We start from the raw sequence: 22118 nt of genomic DNA, 5'->3' as shown, positions 1-22118 counted from the left end.
CCGGGGACTGGGAAGCGTGGCTGCCGGCGCGGTGCCGCGGTGTCGTGCTCGCTGCCCGTGCTCACCGCTCGTGCGCCGCAGTCGCTTCTCCTTGGTGAGGCTAAGCCGGGGCGGGTCCGGAGGGAAGGCGGGACACGGCACCAGCATCCGTGCGCCGATTGCCCTACGCGGGTGCCGACGCCGACGTCGCCGGCACGGCCGGGGCCGGGGTCACGCGGGCGCGTCCCGCGCGACGATGCTGCGGTGCAGCGAGGCCTTCAGCGCCGTCACGAAGGCCTCCCGCGTCCGTTCGTCCAGGAGGTCCAGGGACAGGTAGGGGTTCAGGTCCTCCAGTTCGACCAGGAGGAGTGCGCCGCTCCCGCGGGTGCGGCACGCGTCGACGCGCTGGATGCCGTGCCCGATCGCGTTCCACTCGACGAAGCCGCGCGCGAAGGCGAGGTCGTCCTCGGTGGCCTCGTAGCGCTCCAGGTGCCAGCGGCGGTCGGGGTCGGGGGCGTACAGCGCGTACTGGAAGGAGTCGTCGACGAAGTAGAACGAGACCTCGTAGGTGAAGTCGATCCGCGGCTGGATGAGGAGTCCGGCGCCGCCGGGCGCGGGCGGCAGGTCGGCGAGGGCGGCCCGGGGCACGAACTCCAGGCCGATCGAGTCCGCCCCCGCCTTCGGCTTGACCACGTACGTGTCCGCGGCCGGGAGGCGGTCCGCGTCGCGGGGGTCGTCGACGGTGGGGATCACGGGGTGGCCCGCCGCCGTCAGGTCGATCAGGTACTGCTTGCCGACCATGTCGGCCTTGCCGGTGAGCCGGTTGTAGAAGGGGGTGCCGGTCCTCGCGGCCCGTTCCCGCAGGTCGTCCCAGTGCGCCTGGTAGTGGATGACGGGGCCGCTGTTGCGGACCACGACCGTGTCGAAGGCGCCGGTCTCCATCAGCGGCGCCGCGTCCAGCGGATGGCACAGGGCGACGTCGAAGTCCTCGCGGAGCCGGGCGGTGAGGTGGATGTCCTCGTCGCAGTAGCGGCGGCCCCTGGCCCGGTAGGCGAGGTCCGTGACGAAGAGGATGCGGGGGCGGCGCGGGGCGTCGTGCATCGCCCCATCCTGGCAGCCCCCCCGCACCCGGGTTCCCGCCGGCTTGTCCATGGTCCCCCGCACCCGGGTTTCCGCCGCCTTGCCCCTGGTCCCCCGCACCCCGGCTCCCGCCGCCTTGCCCCTGGTCCCCCGCACCCCGGCTCCCGCCGCCTTGCCCCTGGTCCCCGCACCCCGGCTCCCGCCGCCTTGTCCCACGGTTCCGCGGCGGCCGTGCCGACGCACGGTGGGGCGGCCGGCGTCCCGGCGGAAATCCCGTCGACACGGCGCGGGCCGGAGCCCCATAGTGCCGCTCATGACCTCTCTCGTGCGCCACCTCACATTCGACTGTCACGACGCCTACCGCCAGGGCACGTTCTGGGCGGAGGTGCTCGGCGGCAAGGTCTCCGACGACGACTCCCCCGGCGACCCGGAGGCCCTGGTCTCGGCGGACGGCACCACGCTGCTCTTCGTCGCCGTCCCCGACACCAAGTCCGTGAAGAACCGCCTGCACGTCGATCTCCAGCCGCGGGACCGCACCCGCGACGCGGAGGTGGAGCGGCTGCTCGCGCTGGGCGCGCGGCTGCACGAGGACCACCGGCGGCCCACCGGCCGGGGCTGGGTCACCCTGCTCGACCCGGAGGGCAACGAATTCTGCGTGGAGCTCTCCGAGGCCGAGCGCGCCACGCTGGTCGCCGCGGGCGTGTGAGGCGCGGCCCCGCCGACGCCCCCTCAGCGGGCCCGCAGCTCGCCCTTCACCACCTTCCCGCTCGCGTTGCGCGGCAGCTCCGCCACGAACTCGACGCTCCTGGGCACCTTGTAGTTGGCCATCTCCCGCCGTGACCAGGCGATCAGGTCGTCCGCCGTGACCACGGCCCCCCGGCGGCGCACCACGTACGCCCGGCCGACCTCGCCGAGCCGCGGGTCCGGTACGCCGACGACGGCGACGTCGGCCACTTCCGGGTGCAGGCCGATGAGTTGCTCGATCTCGGCGGGATACGCGTTGAAGCCGCCGACGATGAACATGTCCTTGATCCGGTCGGTGATGCGGAGGTTGCCCTCCTCGTCGAGGACGCCGACGTCGCCGGTGCGCAGCCAGCCGTCGGGCGTCATGCACTGCCGGGTGCCGTCCGGGTCCTCGTAGTAGCCCTGCATCACGTGGTGGCCGCGGACCAGGACCTCGCCGGGGTGGCCGGGTGCCAGCGGTTCGCCCGCGGGGGTCGCCACGCGGATCTCCGTGTCGGGGATGGCCCGCCCCGAGGTCGCCGCGACGACCTCGACGGGGTCGCCGCGGCGGCACATCGTGACGATGCCGCTCGCCTCCGAGAGCCCGTACGCCGTCAGGACGGTGGCGATGCGCAGCTCGGCCCGCAGCCGCTCGACCAGCTGCAGCGGCACGACGGCCGCGCCGGTCACCACGAGCCGCAGCGCGGACAGGTCGTGCTGGTCGCGCGCGGGGTGGTCCAGGAGCGACTGGTGCAGGGTGGGCGGGCCGGGGAGGACCGAGATGCGCTCGGCGGCGATGTTGGCGAGGGCGGTCTCGACGTTGAAGACCGGCTGCGGCACCATCGTCGCGCCCCGCATCAGGCACGCGATGATGCCGGCCTTGTAGCCGAAGGTGTGGAAGAACGGGTTCACGATCAGGTAGCGGTCGCCCTCGCGCAGCCCGGCCAGGTCGCTCCACACGTCGTAGCAGCGCAGGGTCTGGGCGTGCGTGATGACGGCGCCCTTGGGGCGGCCCGTGGTGCCCGAGGTGAAGATGATGTCCGAGGGCGCGGCGCCGTCGACGGAGTCCTGGCGGGTGCGGACGGCCGCCTCGTCGACCGTGGCGCCGCTGGCCAGGAAGTCCTTCCAGGTGCGGAAGGAGCTCGGGGCGTCGTCGGAGAGCACGACGACCTGTTCCAGGTGCGGCAGGCCGGGCAGCGGGCCCTCCCCCGGGCCCTCGGCGGCCGCGCGCCGCAGCGAGGCGACGTACGACGTGCCGAGGAACGTGCCGGTGACGAAGAGGAGCCGGGCCCGGCTGCGCTCCAGGACGTACGCCGCCTCGGCGCCCTTGAAGCGGGTGTTGAGGGGGACGAGGACCGCGCCGGCCGAGACGGCGCCGAGCGCGGAGACGATCCAGTCGAGGGTGTTGGGCGCCCAGACGGCGACGCGGTCGCCGGGCTCGACGCCGTTGGCCATGCAGGCGGCCGCGGCGTGCGCCACCCGCTCGCCGAGCTCCCGGTACGAGACGCGGGTGCGGCCCTCCACGACCGCCTCGCGCGGGCCGTACCGCTCGGCGGCCGCCCGGACAAGTCCCGGGATGCTGCCCCACTCCAGGTCGCCGCGCATCGCACGTCCCTCCCACGCTTCCCCGCGCTCCGACTCCGTACGAGCAGGGGATACTCGGTTGCTGACTATCCGTCAGATTAGCTGTAGCCTGACGCGCTGTCAGCAGTCGGGACGCGCCCGCGACACGGCGGAAGGCCGCAACAGGGCCCGATTTCCGGAGGTGCCGTTGCCCATGGCTTCACTCAAGGACGCTACTGCGATAGTCGGGATCGGTCAGACCCCCTTCGCCAAACATCTTCCGCAGAGCGAGAAGGAGTTGGCGTGCCGGGCGATCGTCGCCGCGCTCGACGACGCGGGCATCGCCCCGTCCGAGGTCGACGCCTTCGCCTCGTACACGATGGAGGAGACCGACGAGGTCGAGGTCGCCAAGGCCGTCGGCGCGGGCGACGTCACCTTCTTCAGCAGGATCGGCTACGGCGGCGGCGGTTCCTGCGCCACGGTCGGCCACCTCGCCTCGGCCATCGCCACCGGACAGGCGAGCGTCGGCATCGCCTGGCGCTCCCGCAAGCGCGGCAGCGGCCCCCGCCCCTGGAAGAACACCGCCGTCCAACTGCCCACCCCCGCCCAGTGGACCCGCCCCTTCGGCCTGCTGCGCCCCGCCGACGAGATCGGCCTGCTGGCCCGCCGCTACATGCACGAGTACGGCGCGACCCGCGACCACCTCTTCAACGTCGCCCTGGCCTGCCGCAACCGCGCCAACCAGAACCCGGCCGCGATGATGTACGAACGCCCGCTGACCCGCGACATGTATATGACCTCGCGCTGGATCAGCGATCCGCTCTGCCTCTTCGACAACTGCCTGGAGACGGACGGCGCGCTGGCCTGCGTGGTGGTGTCCGCCGAGCGGGCCAGGGACTGCCGGCAGAAGCCGGTGTACGTGCACTCCGTCGCGCAGGGCCTGCCCGCCCAGCACCACGGCATGGTCAACTACTGGAACGACGACCCGCTCACCGGACCGGCCTGGACGGCGGCCCGGCACCTGTGGAAGCAGGCCGACTTCGGCCCGCAGGACGTCGACGTGGCGCAGATCTACGACGCGTTCACCCCGCTCATCCCGCTCTCCCTGGAGGGCTACGGCTTCTGCGACCGCGGCGAGGGCGGCGCGTTCACCGAGGGCGGCGCCCTGGAGAGCGGCGGCAGGCTCCCCATCAACACGGGCGGCGGCGGCCTCAGCGAGGCGTACGTCCACGGCTTCAACCTCATCAACGAGGGCGTGAAGCAACTGCGGGGCACGAGCACGGCCCAGGTCCCGAACGCCTCCACGTGCCTGGTGACGGCGGGCGAGGGAGTCCCCACCTCGGCAGTACTGCTCCGCACCTCCTGAGGGACGCGGGGAACCGCGCGAGCAACCACAGGCAGCCCCGTACCCGCCATCCGCCCCCCTCAGGGGGCGCGGGGAACTGCGCGAGCAACCCGAAGAAGCCCGCACCCGGCAAAGGACACCCGCATGGCAGACGCGACGACCGCACAAGAGACCCCCGCACCCGCACTCCTGACCCCCACCCCGGACGACGACGGCGCCCCTTTCTGGGAGTACGCCGCCCGAGGCGAACTCCGCATACAGGCCTGCGCCGAAACCGCCTGCGGCGAGCTCCGCTTCCCGCCCAGGCCCTGCTGCCCCCACTGCCGGTCCTTCGACAGCGAGTGGCGCAGGATGAGCGGCCGCGGCCGCATCTGGTCCTACGTCTTCCCCCACCCCCCGCTCCTGCCGGCCTACGCCGAGCAGGCCCCGTACAACGCGATCGTCGTCGAGCTGGCCGACGCCCCCCGCATCCGCCTGGTCGGCAACCTCGTCGCCGCCCCCGACGCCGCCCTGGACTCCGTGCCGCCCGAGCGGCTGCGCATCGGCGCGAAGGTGCAGGTCGTCTTCGCGGACGTCGGCGGGACCGTGGTGCCGCGCTGGGTCCTGGAGCGCCCGTGAGCGCGCTGCTCAGGAGCACCGACAAGGAGACCGGTGTCGCGGTCCTGACCCTGGACCGGCCCGCCCGGCACAATGCGATCGACGTGGAGACGGCGGACGAACTGGCCGCCACCTGGCGGGAGTTCCGCTTCGACGACACCGTGCGGGCGGTCGTCGTGACCGGCGCGGGCGACCGGGCGTTCTGCACCGGCATCGACCGCGGCGCCGACGTGCCGCAGCCGGCCTCCCCGTACACGATCGACGATCCGCTGCTCGCGATCGGCCCCAAGGCGAACGACCTGTGGAAGCCGGTGATCGCCGCGGTCAACGGCATGGCGTGCGGCGGTGCCTTCTACCTCCTGGGCGAGGCCGAGTTCGTGGTGGCGGACGAGCACGCCACGTTCTTCGACCCGCACACGACGTACGGCATGGTCAGCGCGTTCGAGACGATCCACCTGGCGCAGCGCATGCCGTTCGGCGAGGTCGCGCGGATGGCGCTGATGGGCACGGCCGAGCGGATCTCGGCGCGCCGGGCGTACGAGACGGGGCTGGTCTCCGAGCTCACGCCGCCGGGCGGCGCGGTGGCGGCGGCGGTGCGGGCCGCCGAGGTCGTCGCCGGGTATCCGACGGAGGCGGTGCAGGGCACGGTGCGGGCGGTCTGGTCGGCGAAGGAGGCGGCCCGCGCGCAGGCCCTCGCCCACGCACCGCACCTGATCGCCCTGGGCAACCTGCCGCCGGACCGCCAGGCAGAGCTGTTCGCGCGCCGCCGCGGCGGCGACTTCCGCACCCGGTAGGGCCCGGCGCGGTCGTCTGGCGGGGGCCGGGCACCCGGCGTAGCGTCGATCTTGAGAGTCGCGTACGGATGCGCACCGCGAGTCGCACGCACACGAGGAGGCCCGCCATGGTCCGCAACGTCCTCGGGTCGGTCCTCGCTCTCGCCGGAGCGACGGCCGCCGTACTGAGCCCCTTCCGAGCCTGGTACGACGGCCGTCACGGGCGCGACTTCCGCCTCGACGAGCTGTTCTCCGGCGCCGGTGTCACCGACGCGGGCGCGGAGCTCTTCGGCTCCCTCTTCCTGCCGTTCGCCTTCGCCGCCCTGCTGACGCTGGTGGGCGTGGTGCTCCGGGCCCGCCTCCCGGTGGCCCTCGCGGGCGTGCTGGTGCTGGGCTTCACCGTGCTGTGGATGGTCCGCCAGGGCCAGGCGGAGGGCAGCCTGGCCGTCGCCGGCGACGGCTCGGGTCTGGGCCAGGGCGTCCTGGGCGGCCTCTGCGGCGGCGTGGCCCTGCTGCTCGGCGCGGCCCTCATGACGGGCCGCACCTCCCGCGCCTCCCGCGCCTCCCGCACGGACGGCACTGGCGGTACGGACGGCACGGTCGGTACGGACGACCGGTACGGCCCATCCGCCGCGCACGACCCGACCAGCGGGTCCGGAGCGCACGACGCGCACGGCACGTCCGGCGCGGTGCCCACGCTCGACGGCCCCGCCTGGACCGCGCCCCGGCGCGACGACCCGCCCCCACCGCCCCCGGGTTAGGGGCGGGGGGAGGTCCCCGTGCCGCGCTCCGCGTCCAGCGCGTACACGCAGCGGTCCTTGCTGCACGCGTACACGACGCCGTCCCGCACCACGGGCGCGCCGGTGATCTCGCCGCCGGTGGCCAGCTTCCAGCGGAGCCTGCCGTCGTCGGCCTTCAGCGTGTACAGCAGGTGGTCGGTGGAGCCGAAGTGGATGCGCCGGTCGGCGACGACGGGCGCGCCGACGACCTCGCCGCCCGCCTGGAAGCGCCACTTCGGGGTGCCCGTGACCGCGTCGAGGGTGTAGAGGCCCTTGCCGCTGCCCACGTGGACGTGGCCGTCGGCGACGAGGACCGGCTCGATCGAGGAGCGGGACTCCGTGGCGATGCGCCAGCGGTCGCGGCCGTCCGTCGCGTCGAGCGCGTACACGGTGCCCAGGTAGTCGGCGAGGTACACGCCGCCGCCCGTGACGGCCGGGCCCGGCGCGAAGGCGGGCGGGCACAGGAAGGCGGCGGGCGCCTCGAAGTGCCAGCGCACGTGCCCGCCCGCGACGTCGATCGCCAGGACACGGGTGCCCGCGGCGACGTACACGTACCCGTCCTGCGCCTGGGTGAGCCGCACCGGCACGCCGCCGCAGGAGGCCGCGTCGCCCACCGGGTAGGACCAGCGCTCCTCGCCGGTGCGCGCCTCCAGGGCCCGCAGTCTGGCGTCCTTCCAGACGTAGACCGTGCCGTCCTGGACCAGGGGCCCGGCCTCCGGTGTCTCGAAGTCGGTCTGCGCGCCGGTGATCTCCCAGAGCTTCTCGCCGTTGGCGGCCTCCCAGGCCTGGACGCCGCCGCCGCGGGTGCCGGTGACGACGGTGCCGCGGTCGGCCTGGAGGGAGTACACCCAGGCGTCGGTCGACAGGCGCCACAGGTCGGTGCCGTCGGCGCCGTCCAGGGCGTAGAGCGTGGGCCCGTCGGAGGCGTGGATACGGCCGTCGGCGACGGACATGGACCAGGCGACGTCCCGCGTCTTGAAGCTGCGGCGGCCGGTGGAGACGTCCAGCGCGTGCACCTCGAAGGAGGTCACGTAGACGAGGTTCCCGGCGACGGCGGGGGTGCCCCACACGTCGTTGGACATCCGGAACCGCCACGGCCGCCACGACGAGGGTGCCGCGTCGGGCGCGGACGCGGGGGCGGGCACCGCGGCGGCGGGGTCGACGCCGTTGCCCGCGGCGCGGGGCGCCGAGGACCGCGACCAGGACGCGGCGAGCCCCGCGGCGCCGGGCACGGCGACGGGGCCGCGGGCGTCGGCGAGGCGCGGTCCGGGCCCGATCGGCACCTTCGCCCCGGCGAGCCGCACGGGCCCGCCGTCGGGGGTGACCGCGAAGGGCGCCCGGGAGGGCGCGGGCGGCGGCTGCTGCGGGGGCGGCGGCGCGGTGACGGGCACGGCGGGCGCGGCGCCCCGGCCGCCGCTGCGGGCCGCGGCGGCGGGCACCCGGGCCGGCGGACGGCCGCCCCTGCGGGCCTCGATGAGCGCGACGGCCCGCTCGGGCAGCCAGGCGGAGGCCGTGCCGCTGTCGTCGTTGTCGGCGCTCTCGGAGGCGAAGAGGTGGGGTGCGAGCTGCGCCTGGAGGTCGGCGGGGCTGGGCCGGCGGGTGGCCTCCATCTGCATGCAGGACTCGATGAGGGGGCGCAGCTCGTCGGGCAGCCCTTCGAGGTCCGGTCCCTCCCTGAGCAGCATGAAGACGGTCTCGACGGGGTTGGCGCCGTGGAAGGGCGCGTGTCCGGTGGCGGCGAAGACCAGGGTGGAGCCGAGCGAGAAGACGTCGCTGGCGCCGGTGACGCTGCGCGAGTCCTTCGCCTGCTCGGGCGACATGTACGCGGGCGTGCCCACGGCGACGTTCGTCATGGTCAGGCGGGTGTTGGAGACGCCGGACGCGATGCCGAAGTCGATGACGCGCGGGCCGTCCTCGACGACGAGGACGTTGGACGGCTTGAGGTCGCGGTGGACCAGGCCGGCGCCGTGGATGGACTCCAGGGCCTCGGCGACGCCCGCCGCGAGCCAGCGCACCGCCTGGGTGGGCAGCGGCCCGTGCTCATTCACTATTTCTTCGAGGGAGGGCGCGGGGACGTACGCGGTGGCGAGCCAGGGCACGGCGGCCCGCGGATCGGCGTCCACCACGGCGGCCGTGTAGAAGCCGGACACGGCGCGGGCGGCCTCGACCTCGCGCGTGAAGCGGACACGGAACAGCTGGTCCTCGGCGAGCTCGGTCCGCACCGTCTTGATCGCCACGCGCCGCCCCGACGCGGAGCGCGCGAGATAGACCAGCCCCATGCCACCGGCACCCAGCCTGCCGAGGACCTCGAACGGGCCGATCCGCCTCGGATCGTGCTGCGTCAGCTGATCCACCACTTGCCCTGCCACCTCCCCGTACGCGGCCGCCGAAGAAGACAGCCCCGTGCAGCGTCTCACCACCGAGCCGCTACGGCGGCACGCACCCTGATTCTTCCTGTCCGAGCCGGTCGTTGCGAACCCGGGGCGGGATCGGGGTGTCTCCGGACAAAACCCGCCCGCCGGCCCCCGTGCCCGGCGCCGCGCGCCCCGGTCCGGCCCCGTTCGGTCCTGGAGGACCGCGAACGTCGCCCCCTGATGGTCGGTGAAGGCGGCCGTCCGCCCGTACGGAATGTCGAAGGGCGGCGTACGAATTCGAACGCCTGTCCCATTTCACGCGGGTGCGCCCTCCGCCGCCCGCACGCGCCCCAACCCCATTTGCACTCGGCCGAATCGCGCTCCGATCACCCCTCGGTAAGCTGACGGCATGACAGGACAGGTACGTACCGTCGACGGCCGCGTGGCCGGCCGACGTGGTCAGGCGACGCGTCAGAAGCTGCTCGACTGCCTCAGCGAGATGCTCAGCTCCTCGCCCTACCGGGACGTCAAAGTCATCGACGTCGCCCGGAAGGCGGGGACTTCACCCGCGACCTTCTACCAGTACTTCCCGGACGTGGAAGGCGCCGTCCTGGAGATCGCGGAGCAAATGGCCGCGGCCGGTGCCGAGTTGACCCAGCTGCTCGACGGGCGGTCCTGGGTCGGCAAGGCGGGCTGGCAGACCTCCCAGGACCTGGTCGAGGGCTTCCTCGACTTCTGGCGCAGGAACGACGCGATCCTCCGGGTCGTCGACCTGGGCGCCGCCGAGGGCGACAAGCGCTTCTACAAGATCCGGATGAAGATCCTCAATTCGGTCAACAACTCCCTTACGGACACCGTCAAGGAGCTGCAGGCCAAGGGCAAGGTCGACAAGGACGTCAGCCCGGCGGCGATGGCGGGCTCCCTCGTCGCGATGCTCGCCGCGGTCGCCTCGCACCAGCGCGGCTTCCAGTCGTGGGGCGTCAAGCAGGCCGAACTGAAGCCGAATCTGGCACTGTTGGTGCATTTGGGCGTAACCGGCAAGAAGCCGACGAAGTAGCCCAGCGCGTCCTGTCAGCCGGCGGCGGATCACCGAGGGGTGATCCGCCGCCGTGCGCTCAGCCAGGATCACGCGGGCCCGACCGGGCCCGGTCCGGAGTTCCCCGCGTCGCGCGCGCTCCCTCAGCGCCGTTCCAGCCGGAACAGCCGTATCTCCCGCTCCACACGCGCCTGATAGGCGGCGTAGGGCGGCCAGAACTTCAGTGCCGCCTCCCAGGCCGCCGCCCGCTCCTCGCCGGTCAGCAGCCGCGCCCGCACCCGGATGTCGGTGCCCTGCCAGCTGATGTCGGCGTCGGGGTTGGCCCGCAGGTTGGCGGTCCACGCGGGATGACCGGGCCGTCCGAAGTTGGAGCCGATCAGCAGCCAGCTGTCCGTGCCCGCCCCGTCCGGGCCCTTCTCCGGCATGCAGGCCAGCGGCGTACGCCGCGGCACCCCGCTCTTCGCGCCCCGCACGGTCAGGATGACGCCGGGCAGCATCCGGGCGCTCAGCAGCACCTTGCCGCGGGTCAGCCGGTGCACGGTGCGGTCCATGGCGGGGATGAAGTGCGGCGCGATCCTCGCGAAGGTGCGGGTGGACGACATCTTCTGCACGAGGCGCAGTCCGGGCGGCATCAGGCGACCTCCCCCGGGCCGACGGGTCCTGCGCCCGTGGGTCCCGCGCCGACGGGTCCTGCGGCACCGGTCGGTGCGGCGGCGGGAGGGGGCGCGGCGGCATCCCCGGCGCCTTGCGCGGGTCCGGTGGGTCCGGCAGGTCCGGCGGGTACGGCGGGTACGGTCGGTCCTGTGATCGCCTCCGCCCCCGCGGTAGTCGCCTCCGGCCCGGCGGTAGTCGTCTCCGGCCCGGCCGTGATCGTCCCCACCCCGGCGACAGCGCCCTCGAAGAGACCGGCCCGTTCGGCGGCGCGCGCCCGCAGCCGGTGCACGGGGCCGAAGAGCAGTTCGTCGCTCGACGCCCGCTTGAAGTACAGGTGCGCCTCGTGCTCCCAGGTGAAGCCGATCCCGCCGTGCAGTTGCACGGCCTCGGACGCGGCGGTGCGCAGCGCGTCGAGCGCCTGCGCGAGGGCGAGGCCGCCCGCCCGCTCGGCACCCTGCCCGCCGAACCCGGCGGCCTCCGCGCCCGCGGCCCAGGCCGCGTAGTAGGCGGCCGACCGCGCCGCCTGCACCTGTACGTAGACATCGGCGAGCCGGTGTTTGACGGCCTGGAAGGACCCGATCGCGCGGCCGAACTGTTCGCGCTGCTGCACGTACTCGACGGTCTTCTCCAGGGCCCGGTCGGCGGCGCCGACGGCCTCCGCGGCGACGACGGTGGCGGCGACGTCCCCGACGGCGGCCAGCGCACCCGCGACGTCGGCCTCGTCGGCGCCGAGCAACTCCGCTTCGACGTCGCGCAGTTCGACGCGGGCCTGGGTGCGGGTCTCGTCCAGCGCGGTCTGCCGGGTGCGCGCCAGGCCGTCCGCGCCCTCGCGCACGAGGAAGAGGAGCGTGCGCGAGCGGGCGAAGCCGCCCGCGTGCGCGGCGACCACGAGCAGCCCCGCGCTGTGTCCGTCGACGACCTGTTCGGCCTGCCCGTACAGCCGCCACACCCCGTCGGTGAGCCGTGCCTGTACGCCGCCCGCGCGCCCGCCGCCCGCCCAGTCGCCGTGGTTGTCGCCGACGAGACCGAGCGCGGTCGCGAGCCCGGTGCCGGGGACGGCGAGGGCGGCGGTGAGCTCCCCGGCGGCGATGCGGGGCAGCAGCTCGGCGCGCTGCTCCTCGGTGCCGAGGGCGAGGATGAGCGGCGCGGCGAGGACGGCGGTGGCGAAGAGCGGGGTGGGGGCGAGCGCACGGCCCAGTTCCTCGCTGCCCAGGGCGAGTTCGGCGGTGGTGCAGCCGACTCCGCCGTACGTCTCGGGGAGGGCGAGGCCGGGAAGCCCGAGCTGTTCGGCGAGCGCGGACCACAGGGTGGTGTCGTGGCCGGCCGGGCTGCGCACGGCCGCCTTGACCTCGTCGGGGCCGCACCGCTTGGTGATGACTTCGCGAAGGGTGCGGCGGATCTCGCCCTGCTCCGCGCTGAAGGCGGCGTCCATCGGCAGGCTCCTCCCCCGGGCACGGTGGCCCGGACCCAGATCTGACGGGCCGTCATGCTAGGGCGGCGGGGCCGATATGCACAGAGCGGCGACGTCCATGCACAGAGCGGCGACGTCACACCGCACGATCCGGCACCTCTCGCGGGCCCCCATATCTGATGTACCGTCAGATTCATGTCTGCTGCCACCCGCTCCACGCCCCGCAAGGTCGCCGTCGTCGGTGTCGCCCTCTCGGACTGCGGCCGGGTCGACGAGGCCACGCCCTACGCCCTGCACGCCCAGGCGGCCCGCCGCGCACTCGCCGACTCCGGACTCGGCCGCGACGTCATCGACGGCATCGCGTCGGCGGGACTCGGCACGCTGGCGCCCATCGAGGTCGCCGAGTACCTGGGCCTCACACCCCGCTGGGTGGACTCCACCTCGGTCGGCGGCGCCACCTGGGAGGTCATGGCCGCACACGCCGCGGAGGCCATCGCGGCGGGCCGGGCCGAGGCCGTGCTCCTCGTCTACGGCTCGACGGCCCGCGCCGACATCAAGGCCCGCCGCCGCACCTCGAACCTCTCCTTCGGCGCCCGCGGCCCGCTGCAGTTCGAGGTCCCCTACGGGCACTCCCTGATCGCCAAGTACGCGATGGCCGCACGCCGCCACATGCACGAGTACGGCACGACCCTGGAGCAGCTCGCCTCGGTCGCCGTCCAGGCCAGGGCCAACGCGGCGGCCAACCCCGACGCGATGTTCCGCGACCCGATCACGGTCGACGACGTCCTGGCCGGCCCCATGATCGCGGACCCCTTCACCAAACTGCACTGCTGCATCCGCTCCGACGGCGGCTGCGCGGTCCTGCTCGCCGCCGAGGAGTACGTCCGGGACAGCGCGGCGACCCCGGTGTGGGTGCTGGGCACGGGCGAGCACGTCTCGCACACGACCATGTCCGAGTGGGACGACTTCACCGTCTCCCCGGCGGCGGTGAGCGGGCGCCTCGCCTTCGGGCGCGCGGGCGTCACACCGGACGACATCGACATCGCCGAGATCTACGACGCCTTCACCTACATGACGCTGGTGACGCTGGAGGACCTCGGCTTCTGCGGCAAGGGAGAGGGCGGCGCGTTCGTGGAGAAGGGCCGCCTGCTGCGCACGGGCGACCTCCCGACCAACACGGACGGCGGCGGCCTCTCCGCCCAACACCCCGGCATGCGCGGTCTGTTCCTGCTGGTGGAGGCCGTACGTCAGCTCCGCGGCGAGGCGGGCGAGGGCCGCCAGGTCCGCCGGGCCGACGGCAGCGCCCCCGAACTGGCGGTGGCGTCGGGCACGGGCGGCTGGTTCTGCTCCTCGGGAACAGTGGTGCTGGGCCGGTGAGCACGTCGGCGTGGACAGGTGAACGCGTAGGCGTCCGCAGGTGAACACGTAGGCGTCTTCGGGCGACCCCGCTGGTCGCGGGCTACGCACACCTGCGCCTTGCCCCTTTCCGGGATACCGCATCTGTCGTATCCGCGCTGTGTTCGAGGCTCCTCGGCGCCCCGAACGGTCACTGTGTACAGCAGTTGACGATGTGTGCGAAGGCGAGGGAAAACGATGACGGAACCGATGACGTACACGGTGGTCACGTTGGGTCCGTCCGGGGCCGGTAAAACCGTCTACTTGGCCGCGCTCTGGCAGTCCTTACGGCTTCAGCACCCCAGGCTGGGCTTCTACTTGACCCTCGACGACCCGGTCCTCGAACACCGGCTGCAGCGCACGTACCAGCAGGTGGCCGGCCCGGGAGAGTGGCCGCTGCCGACCGACGGCCGCGAGTTCCCCGAGTGGGTGTTCTCGGTGAAGGTGCGCAGCCAGCACGGTCAGTTCACCGCCATGCGGGTGCGCTACATCGACTACGCCGGCGACCGGCTGACCGACCCGCAGGAAGGAAGTCCGGAACAGGAGCGGCTGGACCGGACGATGCAGGACGCCGACGCCCTGCTGGCGTTGCTGGACGGCCGCAAGATCCGGGACATGATGCGGGGCAACGGCGACTTCCTGGACCATGACATGGCCCGGGTGTTCGGTCTGCTGCAGAGCTGCAGTGGCCCGATCCATTTCGCCATCACCAAATGGGACGTGCTGGAGGCGGAGTACTACTCCCTGAAACAGGTGCGTGAGCGACTTCTGGAGCATCCGGAATTCCGGACCCTGGCGACCGGGCGGCAGAACTGGCGGACCGCACGCATGCCGGTTCCTCCCGGCCGGATCCGGCTGATCCCCACCAGCTCGGTGGGCAAGAACTTCGCCGTCCTCGGCGCGGACAAACTCATGCACAAACTGGCCAACGCCCGTCCGAGGCCGCAGCACGTGGACGTCTGCTTCGCGGCCGTACTGCCGGACCTCCTCGCCAACGCCGTGTCCACGATGAAGGAACAGGAGAGACAGGAGAAGAAGCAGAGACGATCCGATGCCCGGGCCGAACGGGAGGCCGAGGGGCCGAACCTGCTGCGCACGATCGCGGATCTGCTCAGCGCCCCCGCAGCGGCGGTGCTCTCCTCCCGCGAGGTGCAGGTGCCCGTCCAGGCCCTCGCCGCATTCATGGTGGCCAGTGCCGAGGGTGCCGCCGATCTGATCAAGCTGCCTCCGAACGAACTGCGGAAGGCCCGGCATCTTCAGAAGAGCTTCCGCAAACGCAATGTCGACGCCGTCAAGGACAGCGCCTCAGCGGCACAGTTCGTCACCCATAAACTGGTGGAACTGCTCCTGGAGTTCGAGAGGAGTCCCCAAAACGATGGAACGATCCTCAGCTGACCCGCACGAAGCCACCTCGTTCTGGCCGTTCGTCATCAGTCGCGGCCGGACCGTCACCTACAAGGTGGTCGTCGCCCCCGACTTCCTCGGCGATGCGCGGCTGACCGGCATCCTGTGGGATCTGGCAGGCGGTGAGCCGACCGAGCCGGGGCACGCCCGTTGGCGCGTGGTCACCGGCGCCCCGACCGGCGACTTCGTCCTCATGTTCCGCGTGCTGCTCGCCAGTCCGGTCACCGAGTCCACCCCGGGTGCTCCCGGGCACGACGAGCACGGACGCCGTATCCCCGTCATCACCGGAATGATCGAGCGCGGCGCCACCTTCGTGCCGGAGACCCGTGCCGGGGTCCTGGAGACCGCCCATCGACGCTGCCTGCCCGCCCTGCGTGCCTTCTGGGCCGACGACCGCGCGGTGGAACCGGAACGGGCCCAAGCGTTCCGTGCCGCGCGGCACGACGGCGAGACCCTCCGGTGGGAACAGCTCCCCCCCTTCCGCATGCCCCGCACCGACGCACCGGGCGGGGGCGGCCGGCGCCCCCGGGAGGAGTCCGGAGGAACCGGGGAACGCGACGCCGAGGAGGAGGCGCCCGATCCGGTCCCGGTGCGCCCGCGCCTCGTCCACAAGTGGCGGATCGCAGCGGGACTGGCCGTCGGTGCGGCGGTCGGCTGGGCAGCGGTCACACGCCGAGGCGGAGGATGATCCCCACCTGGTGCTGTGACCGGGAAGGTTCACCGCCGCGAGCGGGCTCAACCGACAGGGACTCTCCCCTTGAGAAAGCCGATCAGCAGATCGGTGACGGCCGATGGCCGCTCCAGGCTGGGAAGGTGACCTGCCCAGGGCAGTTCGACGTGGTCGGCGTTCGCGAGCAGATGCGGCAGCCGGGCAGCGATCTGCCGGAAGTCCGCCAGATCATGTGCGCCCGACAGGACAAGGCAGGGCGCTTGAATTGCCGCCAGATCGACCACGGCCTTGACTGGCTCGAACTCCTCAGCGGCGGCCAGTTGCAGCTCGAAGGCGTGCCGCTGCATCCGGCGTACCGCCTCGCGGGCGGTCTCGTCGGCGTCCGGGCCGAGCCAGGTTTCGACCATCAGTTCCGTCGCGCCGGCGATGTCCCCCGCCTCGATCAGCGCTTCCTCGCGCTCCCCGAGCGCACTCAGTTCGGCAGAAGGTTCATGACCGGGCAGGGCGGAACAGATCAACCCCAGGGCACTCACCCGGTCCGGCCGGCGCGCGGCGATCTCCAAGGCGACCTTCCCGCCGTACGAGGATCCCACCAGTGCCGCCTGCGCGATGCCCAGACTGCTCAGGAGGGCCAGCACATCCTCGGCATCGCTGTGCGGCCGGTCCGGCACCGGAGTCTCACCGAAGCCCCGAAGATCACAGCGCACCAGCCGGTAACCGGCGTCGATCAAGGCCGGCCACTGGGCATCCCACATCCGCCGGTCACACACCCCGGAATGCAACAGCACCAGCACCGGACCGTCTCCGGCCACATCATAAGAGAGCGTCATCGGGCAGACCCTACGCAGCGGCTGCTCGAAACGCCTCCCGATTAGCGCCGCCACTTCCTGCCCACCAGCCCGGCGAACCATGCCGGTCACAGCACTAGGCGGCGGTCGCCGCCAGGAACGCGGTCCACGCGGCGGGCGTGACCGCGAAGGTGGCGCCGCCCTCGGGGGCCGTCTTGGAATCGCGGACGTGGATGGCGTGGGGGCAGGCGGCGATTTCTACGCAGTCCGTCCCCTCGTTGCCGCTGTAGCTGGACTTGCGCCAGGTGTAGGCGACTTCGACGCAGTCACCGCCCTCGTTACTGCTGTAGCTGCTCTTGAACCACGTCGGCTCGCTGTTCACAGCTGCCCCGCCATCCTCTCGATCAGTTCCGCGGACTTCCGGGGCGTGAGCGCCTGGGCACGCAGCGCGCCGAAACGGTCGATGAGCTGGTTGACCTCCTGCGGCTTCGAGATCAACCTACCGCTGATCTGGCCTTCGTCGTAGGCAAAGTTGCGGCCTTCGAGCGTGCCGAGCAGCTTGATCGGGCCGTGAACCCCGGCATGTTCGCTCGTATCGGTCGGCATGACCTGCACCTTCAGATGATGCATCGTGCGGGCGCTTTCCAGCACGTGCAGCAACTGCCTTCGCAGGACGTCGCGACCGCCGATGGGCCGGTTGAGCACCGCCTCTTCAATGACGTACCCGATGACCGGCGGTGGTGTGCGACTCAGCAGTGCCTGCCGTTCCAGGCGCCCCACCACGTCCTTCTCGATCCGATCCTCACTGAGCTGCGGCACCCGCTCCTCGTACAACGCGTACATGTACTCCTGGGTCTGCAATAGCCCCGGAAACACCAGCACCTCGTACGAACTGATACTCGCCGCCGTCCTCTCCAGCCGCACCCACCCCACGAACGTCGGCGGATACTTCTCCTCCTCCATCAGCGGGATGCAGGACTTCAGCGCGCCCCGCGCGTCCAGCAGCGCGTCGGCGTCCTCCAGGTACTTCGACGTGGGGATGCGTTCCGCGCGCTCGTACGCGCCCGCCAGGGACTCGGAGACCAGGAGCCGGCCGGCCACATCCTTGCGGGACAGGCCGGACCGCTCGCGGAAGTTCCTCAGCAGATCCCCGACGTGCCGTCGCGCCGGGGACGGGACGGCGGTGTCCGCCCGCTCGGGAGTCGCCCTCTCACCCATCACCACAACGGCCACCGCCCTCTCCACGCCCCGCCGATGTGTACCCCGCACCACTGGTCACGCTACGCAGTCACCCCGAATCTCGTAGGCATGACGAACGAACTCACCCCTGAATGGGTGCCCTGCTCCGGCCTGCAACTCCGCCTCACCGGCGTCCACTTCGACGCCATCCGGGTCAGGGGCGTCCGCGGCGAGGCCGTCCTGCACCATCTCGCCACGCTCACGGAGGGCGACCCGGGGCCCGTCATCCGCGAGGTGTCCGGGGGCCGCTGGACGTACTTCCTGCTCGCGCCCGGGACGAGCGGGGACTTCGACTGGCCGCCCGGAGCCACCTGCCTGGGGCCCGCCGCGCGGGACCAGTACATCGGCGTCCCGGCGGCGCGCGGCAACACCTACCCGCTGAGCTGGCGGTGCGGCGCGCCGGAGGAGGGGGACTTCGTGGACGCGGAGCTGCTGCACGGCGTCCTGATGGCGCAGCTCGCCGGGGACACCGACCGACCGGGACGGCGGGGGCAGAATCGACACATGACAGCACCTGTGCCCCCGCCCGTCTCCCCCGACGACTTCCGTGCCCTGCTCCGGTCCCGGAAGGTGTGGGACGTCGAGCTGCCCGCCTTCCGGCCCGCGCAGGCCCCGGCCGCTCCGCTGCCCCTCTTCCACGCATGGTTCGCGGACGCGGTGGCCGCCGGGCAGCCCGAGCCGCACACCATGGGGCTCGCGACGGTGGCGGAGGACGGCGGACCCGACGTGCGGACCGTGATGCTGCACGACGCGGACGAGCACGGCTGGCACTTCGCCTCGCACGCGAGCAGCGCGAAGGGCCGGCAGCTCGCCGCCCGCCCCGAGGCCGCCCTGCACTTCTACTGGGCGGCGCAGGGGCGCCAGATCCGGGTCAGGGGCCCGGTCACCACGGCCCCGCACCGCGAGGCACTCGCCGACCTGCACGTACGGTCGACCGGTGCGCTGGCCGCCGCCCTGGTGGGCCGCCAGAGTGAAGTCCTCGGCACATCTGAGGAGTTGGCGCGGTCCTCCGATGCCGCCTGGGAGCGCGCGCAGGCCGAGCCGGACGCGGATGCCCCGACGTGGACGCTGTACGTCTTGGAGCCGCTGGAGGTGGAGTTCTTCCAGGGGGACGCGCGGCGGCGCCATGTGCGGCTGCGCTACCGCAGGGACGCCGGGGCGGCGGACGGCGGCTGGGTCAGGGAGTTGCTGTGGCCGTGACCGCCGCCTCCCGGTGGGGTGCGGATGCGTTGCCCGCCGGGGCGTCCCGCGTGAACTCGTACTGGGCGAAGTCGCGGACGGGCCGGTAGCCGATGCGCCGGTAGAGGCCGTTGCTGGTGGGGTTGGCCAGGTCGGTGAAGAGGAGGACCTCGGCGGCCCCCGCGTCGAGGGCGGCGCGGGTCACCGCGACGGTGGCGGCTCCGCCGTGGCCACGGCCGCGGAAGGGCGCGGGCGTGTAGACGGGGGCGACGCGGACCTGGCCCGCGATCAGGCGGGTGACCCCGGCCATGGCGGCCGGGGTGCCGTCGGGCGTCTCCCAGAGGGTGACGCCGCCGTAGGCGAGGCGGGCGTCGGCCCAGTCGCCTGGCCGCATCGCGGGGCGCTCGCCGACGGCCGCGCCGAACTCCTCGTGCCAGCGCGCCAGCAGGTCCCGGTCGGCTCCCGTGGCGAGGCGGGCGCGGCCGGCCGGTACGGGTTCCGGCGGGGTGAGCGCCTCCAGCCGGTACAGGCGCTGCCGGGTGCCGAGGACACCCGCGGCTCCGGTGTGCCGTGCCCAGGCCCGGGTGAAGGATTCGGCGGTGGCCTGGTCGGCGGCGACCCCGGGCAGGCCGGGACTGACGCCGGCCAGCCGCCGGGCGAGGGAGTCGGTGGCGGCGGGGGTGAGGGGGCTGAGGGCCAGGCGGTGCGGCGGCGTGCGCACGAAGGCACCTCGGACGGTGCCGTGGGCGTCGGCGTACGTCCCGAAGAGGGGCGCGCCTTCCCCGTACGCCTGGAGTCCCTGCACGCGCAGGGTCTCGGTGACGCTGAGCAGGGCGGTGTGCAGGACGGGGTCGGAGCGCAGGAACTCCGTCCCGCGCGCGAGGAACGCGCCGAGATCACCGGTCAGCCACCAGGCAGAACCGGCCTCCGAGGACGCGGGGGCACGGGCGTGCTCCGGGGGGTCCGTGGGATCGGGGGCGTCTGTGGCATCGGGGGCGTCTGTGGCATCGGGGGCGTCCGCGAGGTCGGCGGTGTCCGTGAGGTGCGGCGGGTCCGGCGGGGACGGCGAGTGGGAGGGCGAGGGCATGGCCCATGATTGCTCGCCAGGCCCGCGCGACGCCTCCCTATTACGCCCGATTACGCCCGCACGCCCTCGTCCGACGGCGGCCGGAACACCGCGACCGCCACCCCCTCCGCCGCCTCCCGGAACGTCACCTCCAACGGCATCCCGATCCGCAGCGCGCCCTCCTCGCAACCGACGACCTCCGTCATCATCCGGGGGCCTTCGGCGAGGTCGACGACGGCGGCGACATAGGGGACGCGGCCGCCGAAGGGCGGGAGGTCGTTGCGGTGGACGACGGACCACGTGTAGAGCGTGGCCCGGCCGCCGGCCCGTTCCCAGGAGACGTCCTCGCTCCAGCAGCGCGGGCAGAACTCGCGGGGGTAGTGGTGGGCCGCGCCGCACGCCCCGCAGCGGCGGATCAGCAGGAGCCCCTCGGCGGCGGCGTCCCAGTAGGGCTGCGTGAAGGCGTCCGCCTCGGGAAGGTCGTAGCGCGGCTCGGCACGCTGCTCAGTGCTCATCAGGAGAGTCCGATCGCATCGGGGGCGCCGAAGGGGTCGGCCGTACACCAGAACTGACGGTACGTCAGTTCAACGCATGCGCCGCCGCGTACGCAAGAGGCGTACGCCCCGCCACGGAGCGCACCGGAGGCGCGCGACCCCCTCCACGGCCACGCCAAAGGCGTACACCTCGTACATCCCGCACGTCCGTGATCAATTCGCAATCGGTTTCGGACTTGACCGTCACCCATCAAGTAATCACGCGGTTACTCTCCAGTCATGGCCGACTCCACCCCTCCGCTTACGCTCCGCCAGGACCACCCCGTGTACGTCGTCGGGGGCGGGCCAGGCGGTCTCGCCGCCGCGGCGGCCCTGCGCGCACGCGGTGTCCGCGCGGTCGTCCTGGAGAAGTCCGAACGCGTCGGCGCCTCCTGGCGCGGTCACTACGACCGGCTCCACCTCCACACGACCCGTCGCCTCTCGGCCCTTCCCGGGCTGCCGATCCCCCGGTCGTTCGGCCGCTGGGTCTCGCGCGACGACGTCGTCCGCTACCTGGACAAGTACGCCGAGTACCACCGGCTCGACGTCGTCACCGGCGTCGAGGTGACCCGCCTCGAACGCGCCGCCGACGGCACCGGCTGGCTGCTGCACGCGACCGGCGGGCGCGAGCTCACGGGCCGCGCGGTGGTCGTCGCCACCGGCTACAACCACACGCCCCGGCTGCCGGACTGGCCCGGCCGCGACACGTACACCGGCGAGCTCCTGCACGCCGGCGACTACCGCAACCCGCACCCCTTCACCGGCAGGGACGTCCTGGTCGTCGGCGCCGGCAACACCGGCGCCGAGATCGCCGTCGACCTCGCCGAGGGCGGCGCCGCCCGGGTCCGCCTCGCCGTGCGCACCGCCCCGCACATCGTGCGCCGCTCCACGGCCGGGTGGCCCGCCCAGCGCACCGGCATCCTGTGCCGCAGGCTCCCGGTCGCCGTGGTCGACCGGCTCGCGGGGCCGATCGCGCGACTGAGCGTCCCCGACCTCGCGGCCCAGGGCCTGCCGCGCCCCGACACCGGCCTGTACTCGCGGGTCCGGCAGGGCGCGATACCCGTGCAGGACGTCGGCCTGATCGACGCGGTGCGCACGGGCCGGGTCGAACCGGTCGCCGCGGTCGACTCGTTCGAGGACGGCAAGGTCGTCCTCGCCGACGGCACCCGCATCGGCCCCGACGCCGTCATCGCCGCGACCGGCTACCGCCGCGCCCTCGAAGGGCTGGTCGGCGACCTCGGCATCCTCGACCCGCGCGGCCGCCCGACCCCGCACGGCCGACGCACCGCGAAGCAGGCGCCCGACCTGTACTTCACCGGCTTCACGAACCCGATCAGCGGCATGTTCCGCGAAATGGCCCGCGACGCCGAAAGAATCGCAAAGACGATAGCCCGCTGAGCCCACCCCCCTCGGGCCTCAGGCGCCGCCGAGGGGCGCGGGGGCGCCGCGGGCGCCGCCAAGGGGCGCGGGGAACTGCGCGCCCAGCCACGGCACACCCGCAGACGAACAACACACCGGCCGGCAACGAACAGGACAGCCACCGCAAGGCC

General features: G+C 73.1%; 21 protein-coding genes. 11 read left to right on the top strand and 10 right to left on the bottom strand.

The annotated features are described in order from the left end of the window. Nucleotides 1–210 precede the first annotated feature (210 nt). Entirely contained in the window at nucleotides 211–1080 is an 870-nt protein-coding gene (locus ACFYXE_RS23055) for a hypothetical protein (protein ID WP_389315117.1), read from the bottom strand. A gap of 292 nt (nucleotides 1081–1372) precedes the next feature. On the opposite strand from ACFYXE_RS23055, the gene ACFYXE_RS23050 reads away from it, so the two are divergent. After that, nucleotides 1373–1765 (top strand): VOC family protein, encoded by a 393-nt coding sequence (locus tag ACFYXE_RS23050; RefSeq protein WP_361180428.1) that lies wholly within the window; start codon nucleotides 1373–1375, stop codon nucleotides 1763–1765. Nucleotides 1766–1788: 23 nt separating this feature from the next. Here the strand turns inward: ACFYXE_RS23050 and ACFYXE_RS23045 are convergent, their stop codons facing one another. Next, on the bottom strand, nucleotides 1789–3387 hold the full coding sequence (locus tag ACFYXE_RS23045; protein WP_389315114.1) for a FadD3 family acyl-CoA ligase: 1599 nt from the start codon (nucleotides 3385–3387) through the stop codon (nucleotides 1789–1791). A gap of 172 nt (nucleotides 3388–3559) precedes the next feature. Here ACFYXE_RS23045 and ACFYXE_RS23040 point away from each other — a divergent pair, with 172 nt between their 5' ends. The 4 genes from ACFYXE_RS23040 to ACFYXE_RS23025 all read left to right on the top strand — a co-directional run bounded on the left by ACFYXE_RS23040 (nucleotide 3560) and on the right by ACFYXE_RS23025 (nucleotide 6821). Next, entirely contained in the window at nucleotides 3560–4711 is a 1152-nt protein-coding gene (locus ACFYXE_RS23040; protein ID WP_389315112.1) for a lipid-transfer protein, read from the top strand. 123 nt (nucleotides 4712–4834) lie between these two features. Further along, nucleotides 4835–5308 carry a Zn-ribbon domain-containing OB-fold protein gene (locus ACFYXE_RS23035; protein ID WP_389315110.1) on the top strand — a complete coding sequence of 158 codons (474 nt, stop codon included), beginning with the start codon at nucleotides 4835–4837 and terminating at the stop codon, nucleotides 5306–5308. Continuing rightward, nucleotides 5305–6081: an enoyl-CoA hydratase/isomerase family protein gene (locus tag ACFYXE_RS23030; RefSeq protein ID WP_389315108.1), complete on the top strand. Its 777-nt coding sequence runs from the start codon at nucleotides 5305–5307 to the stop codon at nucleotides 6079–6081. The genes ACFYXE_RS23035 and ACFYXE_RS23030 overlap by 4 nt, the downstream gene beginning before the upstream one ends. Before the next feature lie 107 nt (nucleotides 6082–6188). Then, nucleotides 6189–6821 (top strand): hypothetical protein, encoded by a 633-nt coding sequence (locus ACFYXE_RS23025; RefSeq protein WP_389315106.1) that lies wholly within the window; start codon nucleotides 6189–6191, stop codon nucleotides 6819–6821. Here the strand turns inward: ACFYXE_RS23025 and ACFYXE_RS23020 are convergent. Then, entirely contained in the window at nucleotides 6818–9196 is a 2379-nt protein-coding gene (locus tag ACFYXE_RS23020) for a PQQ-binding-like beta-propeller repeat protein (protein WP_389315104.1), read from the bottom strand. The two genes, ACFYXE_RS23025 and ACFYXE_RS23020, sit on opposite strands and share 4 nt — an antisense overlap. 406 nt (nucleotides 9197–9602) lie before the next feature. On the opposite strand from ACFYXE_RS23020, the gene ACFYXE_RS23015 reads away from it, so the two are divergent. Further along, complete coding sequence (locus ACFYXE_RS23015; RefSeq protein WP_361181642.1) at nucleotides 9603–10250, top strand: TetR family transcriptional regulator; 648 nt, start codon at nucleotides 9603–9605, stop codon at nucleotides 10248–10250. Nucleotides 10251–10372: 122 nt separating this feature from the next. Here ACFYXE_RS23015 and ACFYXE_RS23010 read toward each other — a convergent pair whose 3' ends face one another. Together ACFYXE_RS23010 and ACFYXE_RS23005 are read right to left on the bottom strand one after the other, a co-directional pair. Further along, nucleotides 10373–10861, bottom strand: a complete 489-nt coding sequence (locus ACFYXE_RS23010) for a nitroreductase family deazaflavin-dependent oxidoreductase (protein ID WP_389315101.1) — start codon at nucleotides 10859–10861, stop codon at nucleotides 10373–10375. After that, nucleotides 10861–12315 (bottom strand): acyl-CoA dehydrogenase family protein, encoded by a 1455-nt coding sequence (locus ACFYXE_RS23005; protein ID WP_389315099.1) that lies wholly within the window; start codon nucleotides 12313–12315, stop codon nucleotides 10861–10863. Before ACFYXE_RS23005 ends, ACFYXE_RS23010 begins: the two co-directional genes overlap by 1 nt. A gap of 174 nt (nucleotides 12316–12489) precedes the next feature. On the opposite strand from ACFYXE_RS23005, the gene ACFYXE_RS23000 reads away from it, so the two are divergent. From ACFYXE_RS23000 to ACFYXE_RS22990, 3 genes are all read left to right on the top strand, one after another. Next, entirely contained in the window at nucleotides 12490–13671 is a 1182-nt protein-coding gene (locus ACFYXE_RS23000; protein ID WP_389315097.1) for an acetyl-CoA acetyltransferase, read from the top strand. Nucleotides 13672–13887: 216 nt separating this feature from the next. Continuing rightward, the gene (locus ACFYXE_RS22995) at nucleotides 13888–15084 is read left to right on the top strand and encodes a hypothetical protein (RefSeq protein ID WP_389315095.1); all 1197 of its coding nucleotides are present in this window, start codon (nucleotides 13888–13890) and stop codon (nucleotides 15082–15084) included. Beyond that, complete coding sequence (locus ACFYXE_RS22990; RefSeq protein WP_389315093.1) at nucleotides 15065–15781, top strand: hypothetical protein; 717 nt, start codon at nucleotides 15065–15067, stop codon at nucleotides 15779–15781. Before ACFYXE_RS22995 ends, ACFYXE_RS22990 begins: the two co-directional genes overlap by 20 nt. A 47-nt stretch (nucleotides 15782–15828) precedes the next feature. Here ACFYXE_RS22990 and ACFYXE_RS22985 read toward each other — a convergent pair whose 3' ends face one another. The 3 genes from ACFYXE_RS22985 to ACFYXE_RS22975 form a co-directional block, all read right to left on the bottom strand. Beyond that, nucleotides 15829–16593, bottom strand: a complete 765-nt coding sequence (locus ACFYXE_RS22985) for an alpha/beta fold hydrolase (protein ID WP_389315091.1) — start codon at nucleotides 16591–16593, stop codon at nucleotides 15829–15831. 94 nt (nucleotides 16594–16687) lie between these two features. Further along, the gene (locus tag ACFYXE_RS22980; protein WP_389315089.1) at nucleotides 16688–16933 is read right to left on the bottom strand and encodes a DUF397 domain-containing protein; all 246 of its coding nucleotides are present in this window, start codon (nucleotides 16931–16933) and stop codon (nucleotides 16688–16690) included. Next, entirely contained in the window at nucleotides 16930–17784 is an 855-nt protein-coding gene (locus ACFYXE_RS22975; RefSeq protein WP_389315087.1) for a Scr1 family TA system antitoxin-like transcriptional regulator, read from the bottom strand. The genes ACFYXE_RS22980 and ACFYXE_RS22975 overlap by 4 nt, the downstream gene beginning before the upstream one ends. A gap of 510 nt (nucleotides 17785–18294) precedes the next feature. On the opposite strand from ACFYXE_RS22975, the gene ACFYXE_RS22970 reads away from it, so the two are divergent. Next, entirely contained in the window at nucleotides 18295–18990 is a 696-nt protein-coding gene (locus ACFYXE_RS22970; RefSeq protein WP_389315543.1) for a pyridoxal 5'-phosphate synthase, read from the top strand. On the opposite strand, the gene ACFYXE_RS22965 is transcribed toward ACFYXE_RS22970, so the two are convergent. Both ACFYXE_RS22965 and ACFYXE_RS22960 read right to left on the bottom strand, forming a co-directional pair. Further along, the gene (locus tag ACFYXE_RS22965) at nucleotides 18968–20056 is read right to left on the bottom strand and encodes a GNAT family N-acetyltransferase (RefSeq protein ID WP_389315085.1); all 1089 of its coding nucleotides are present in this window, start codon (nucleotides 20054–20056) and stop codon (nucleotides 18968–18970) included. The genes ACFYXE_RS22970 and ACFYXE_RS22965 overlap by 23 nt on opposite strands. A 50-nt stretch (nucleotides 20057–20106) precedes the next feature. Beyond that, nucleotides 20107–20550: a Zn-ribbon domain-containing OB-fold protein gene (locus ACFYXE_RS22960; protein WP_361178650.1), complete on the bottom strand. Its 444-nt coding sequence runs from the start codon at nucleotides 20548–20550 to the stop codon at nucleotides 20107–20109. 258 nt (nucleotides 20551–20808) lie between these two features. Here ACFYXE_RS22960 and ACFYXE_RS22955 point away from each other — a divergent pair, with 258 nt between their 5' ends. Further along, a complete protein-coding gene (locus tag ACFYXE_RS22955) occupies nucleotides 20809–21966 on the top strand; it encodes a flavin-containing monooxygenase (RefSeq protein WP_389315083.1) in 1158 nt (385 codons plus the stop codon). The last annotated feature ends 152 nt before the right edge of the window (nucleotides 21967–22118 follow it).

It is taken from the genome of Streptomyces sp. NPDC002564 (genome assembly GCF_042889645.1).
Taxonomy (GTDB): domain Bacteria; phylum Actinomycetota; class Actinomycetes; order Streptomycetales; family Streptomycetaceae; genus Streptomyces.
The sequence above is the reverse complement of the archived record's forward strand: the minus strand, read 5'-3'. Positions and strand labels throughout refer to the sequence as shown.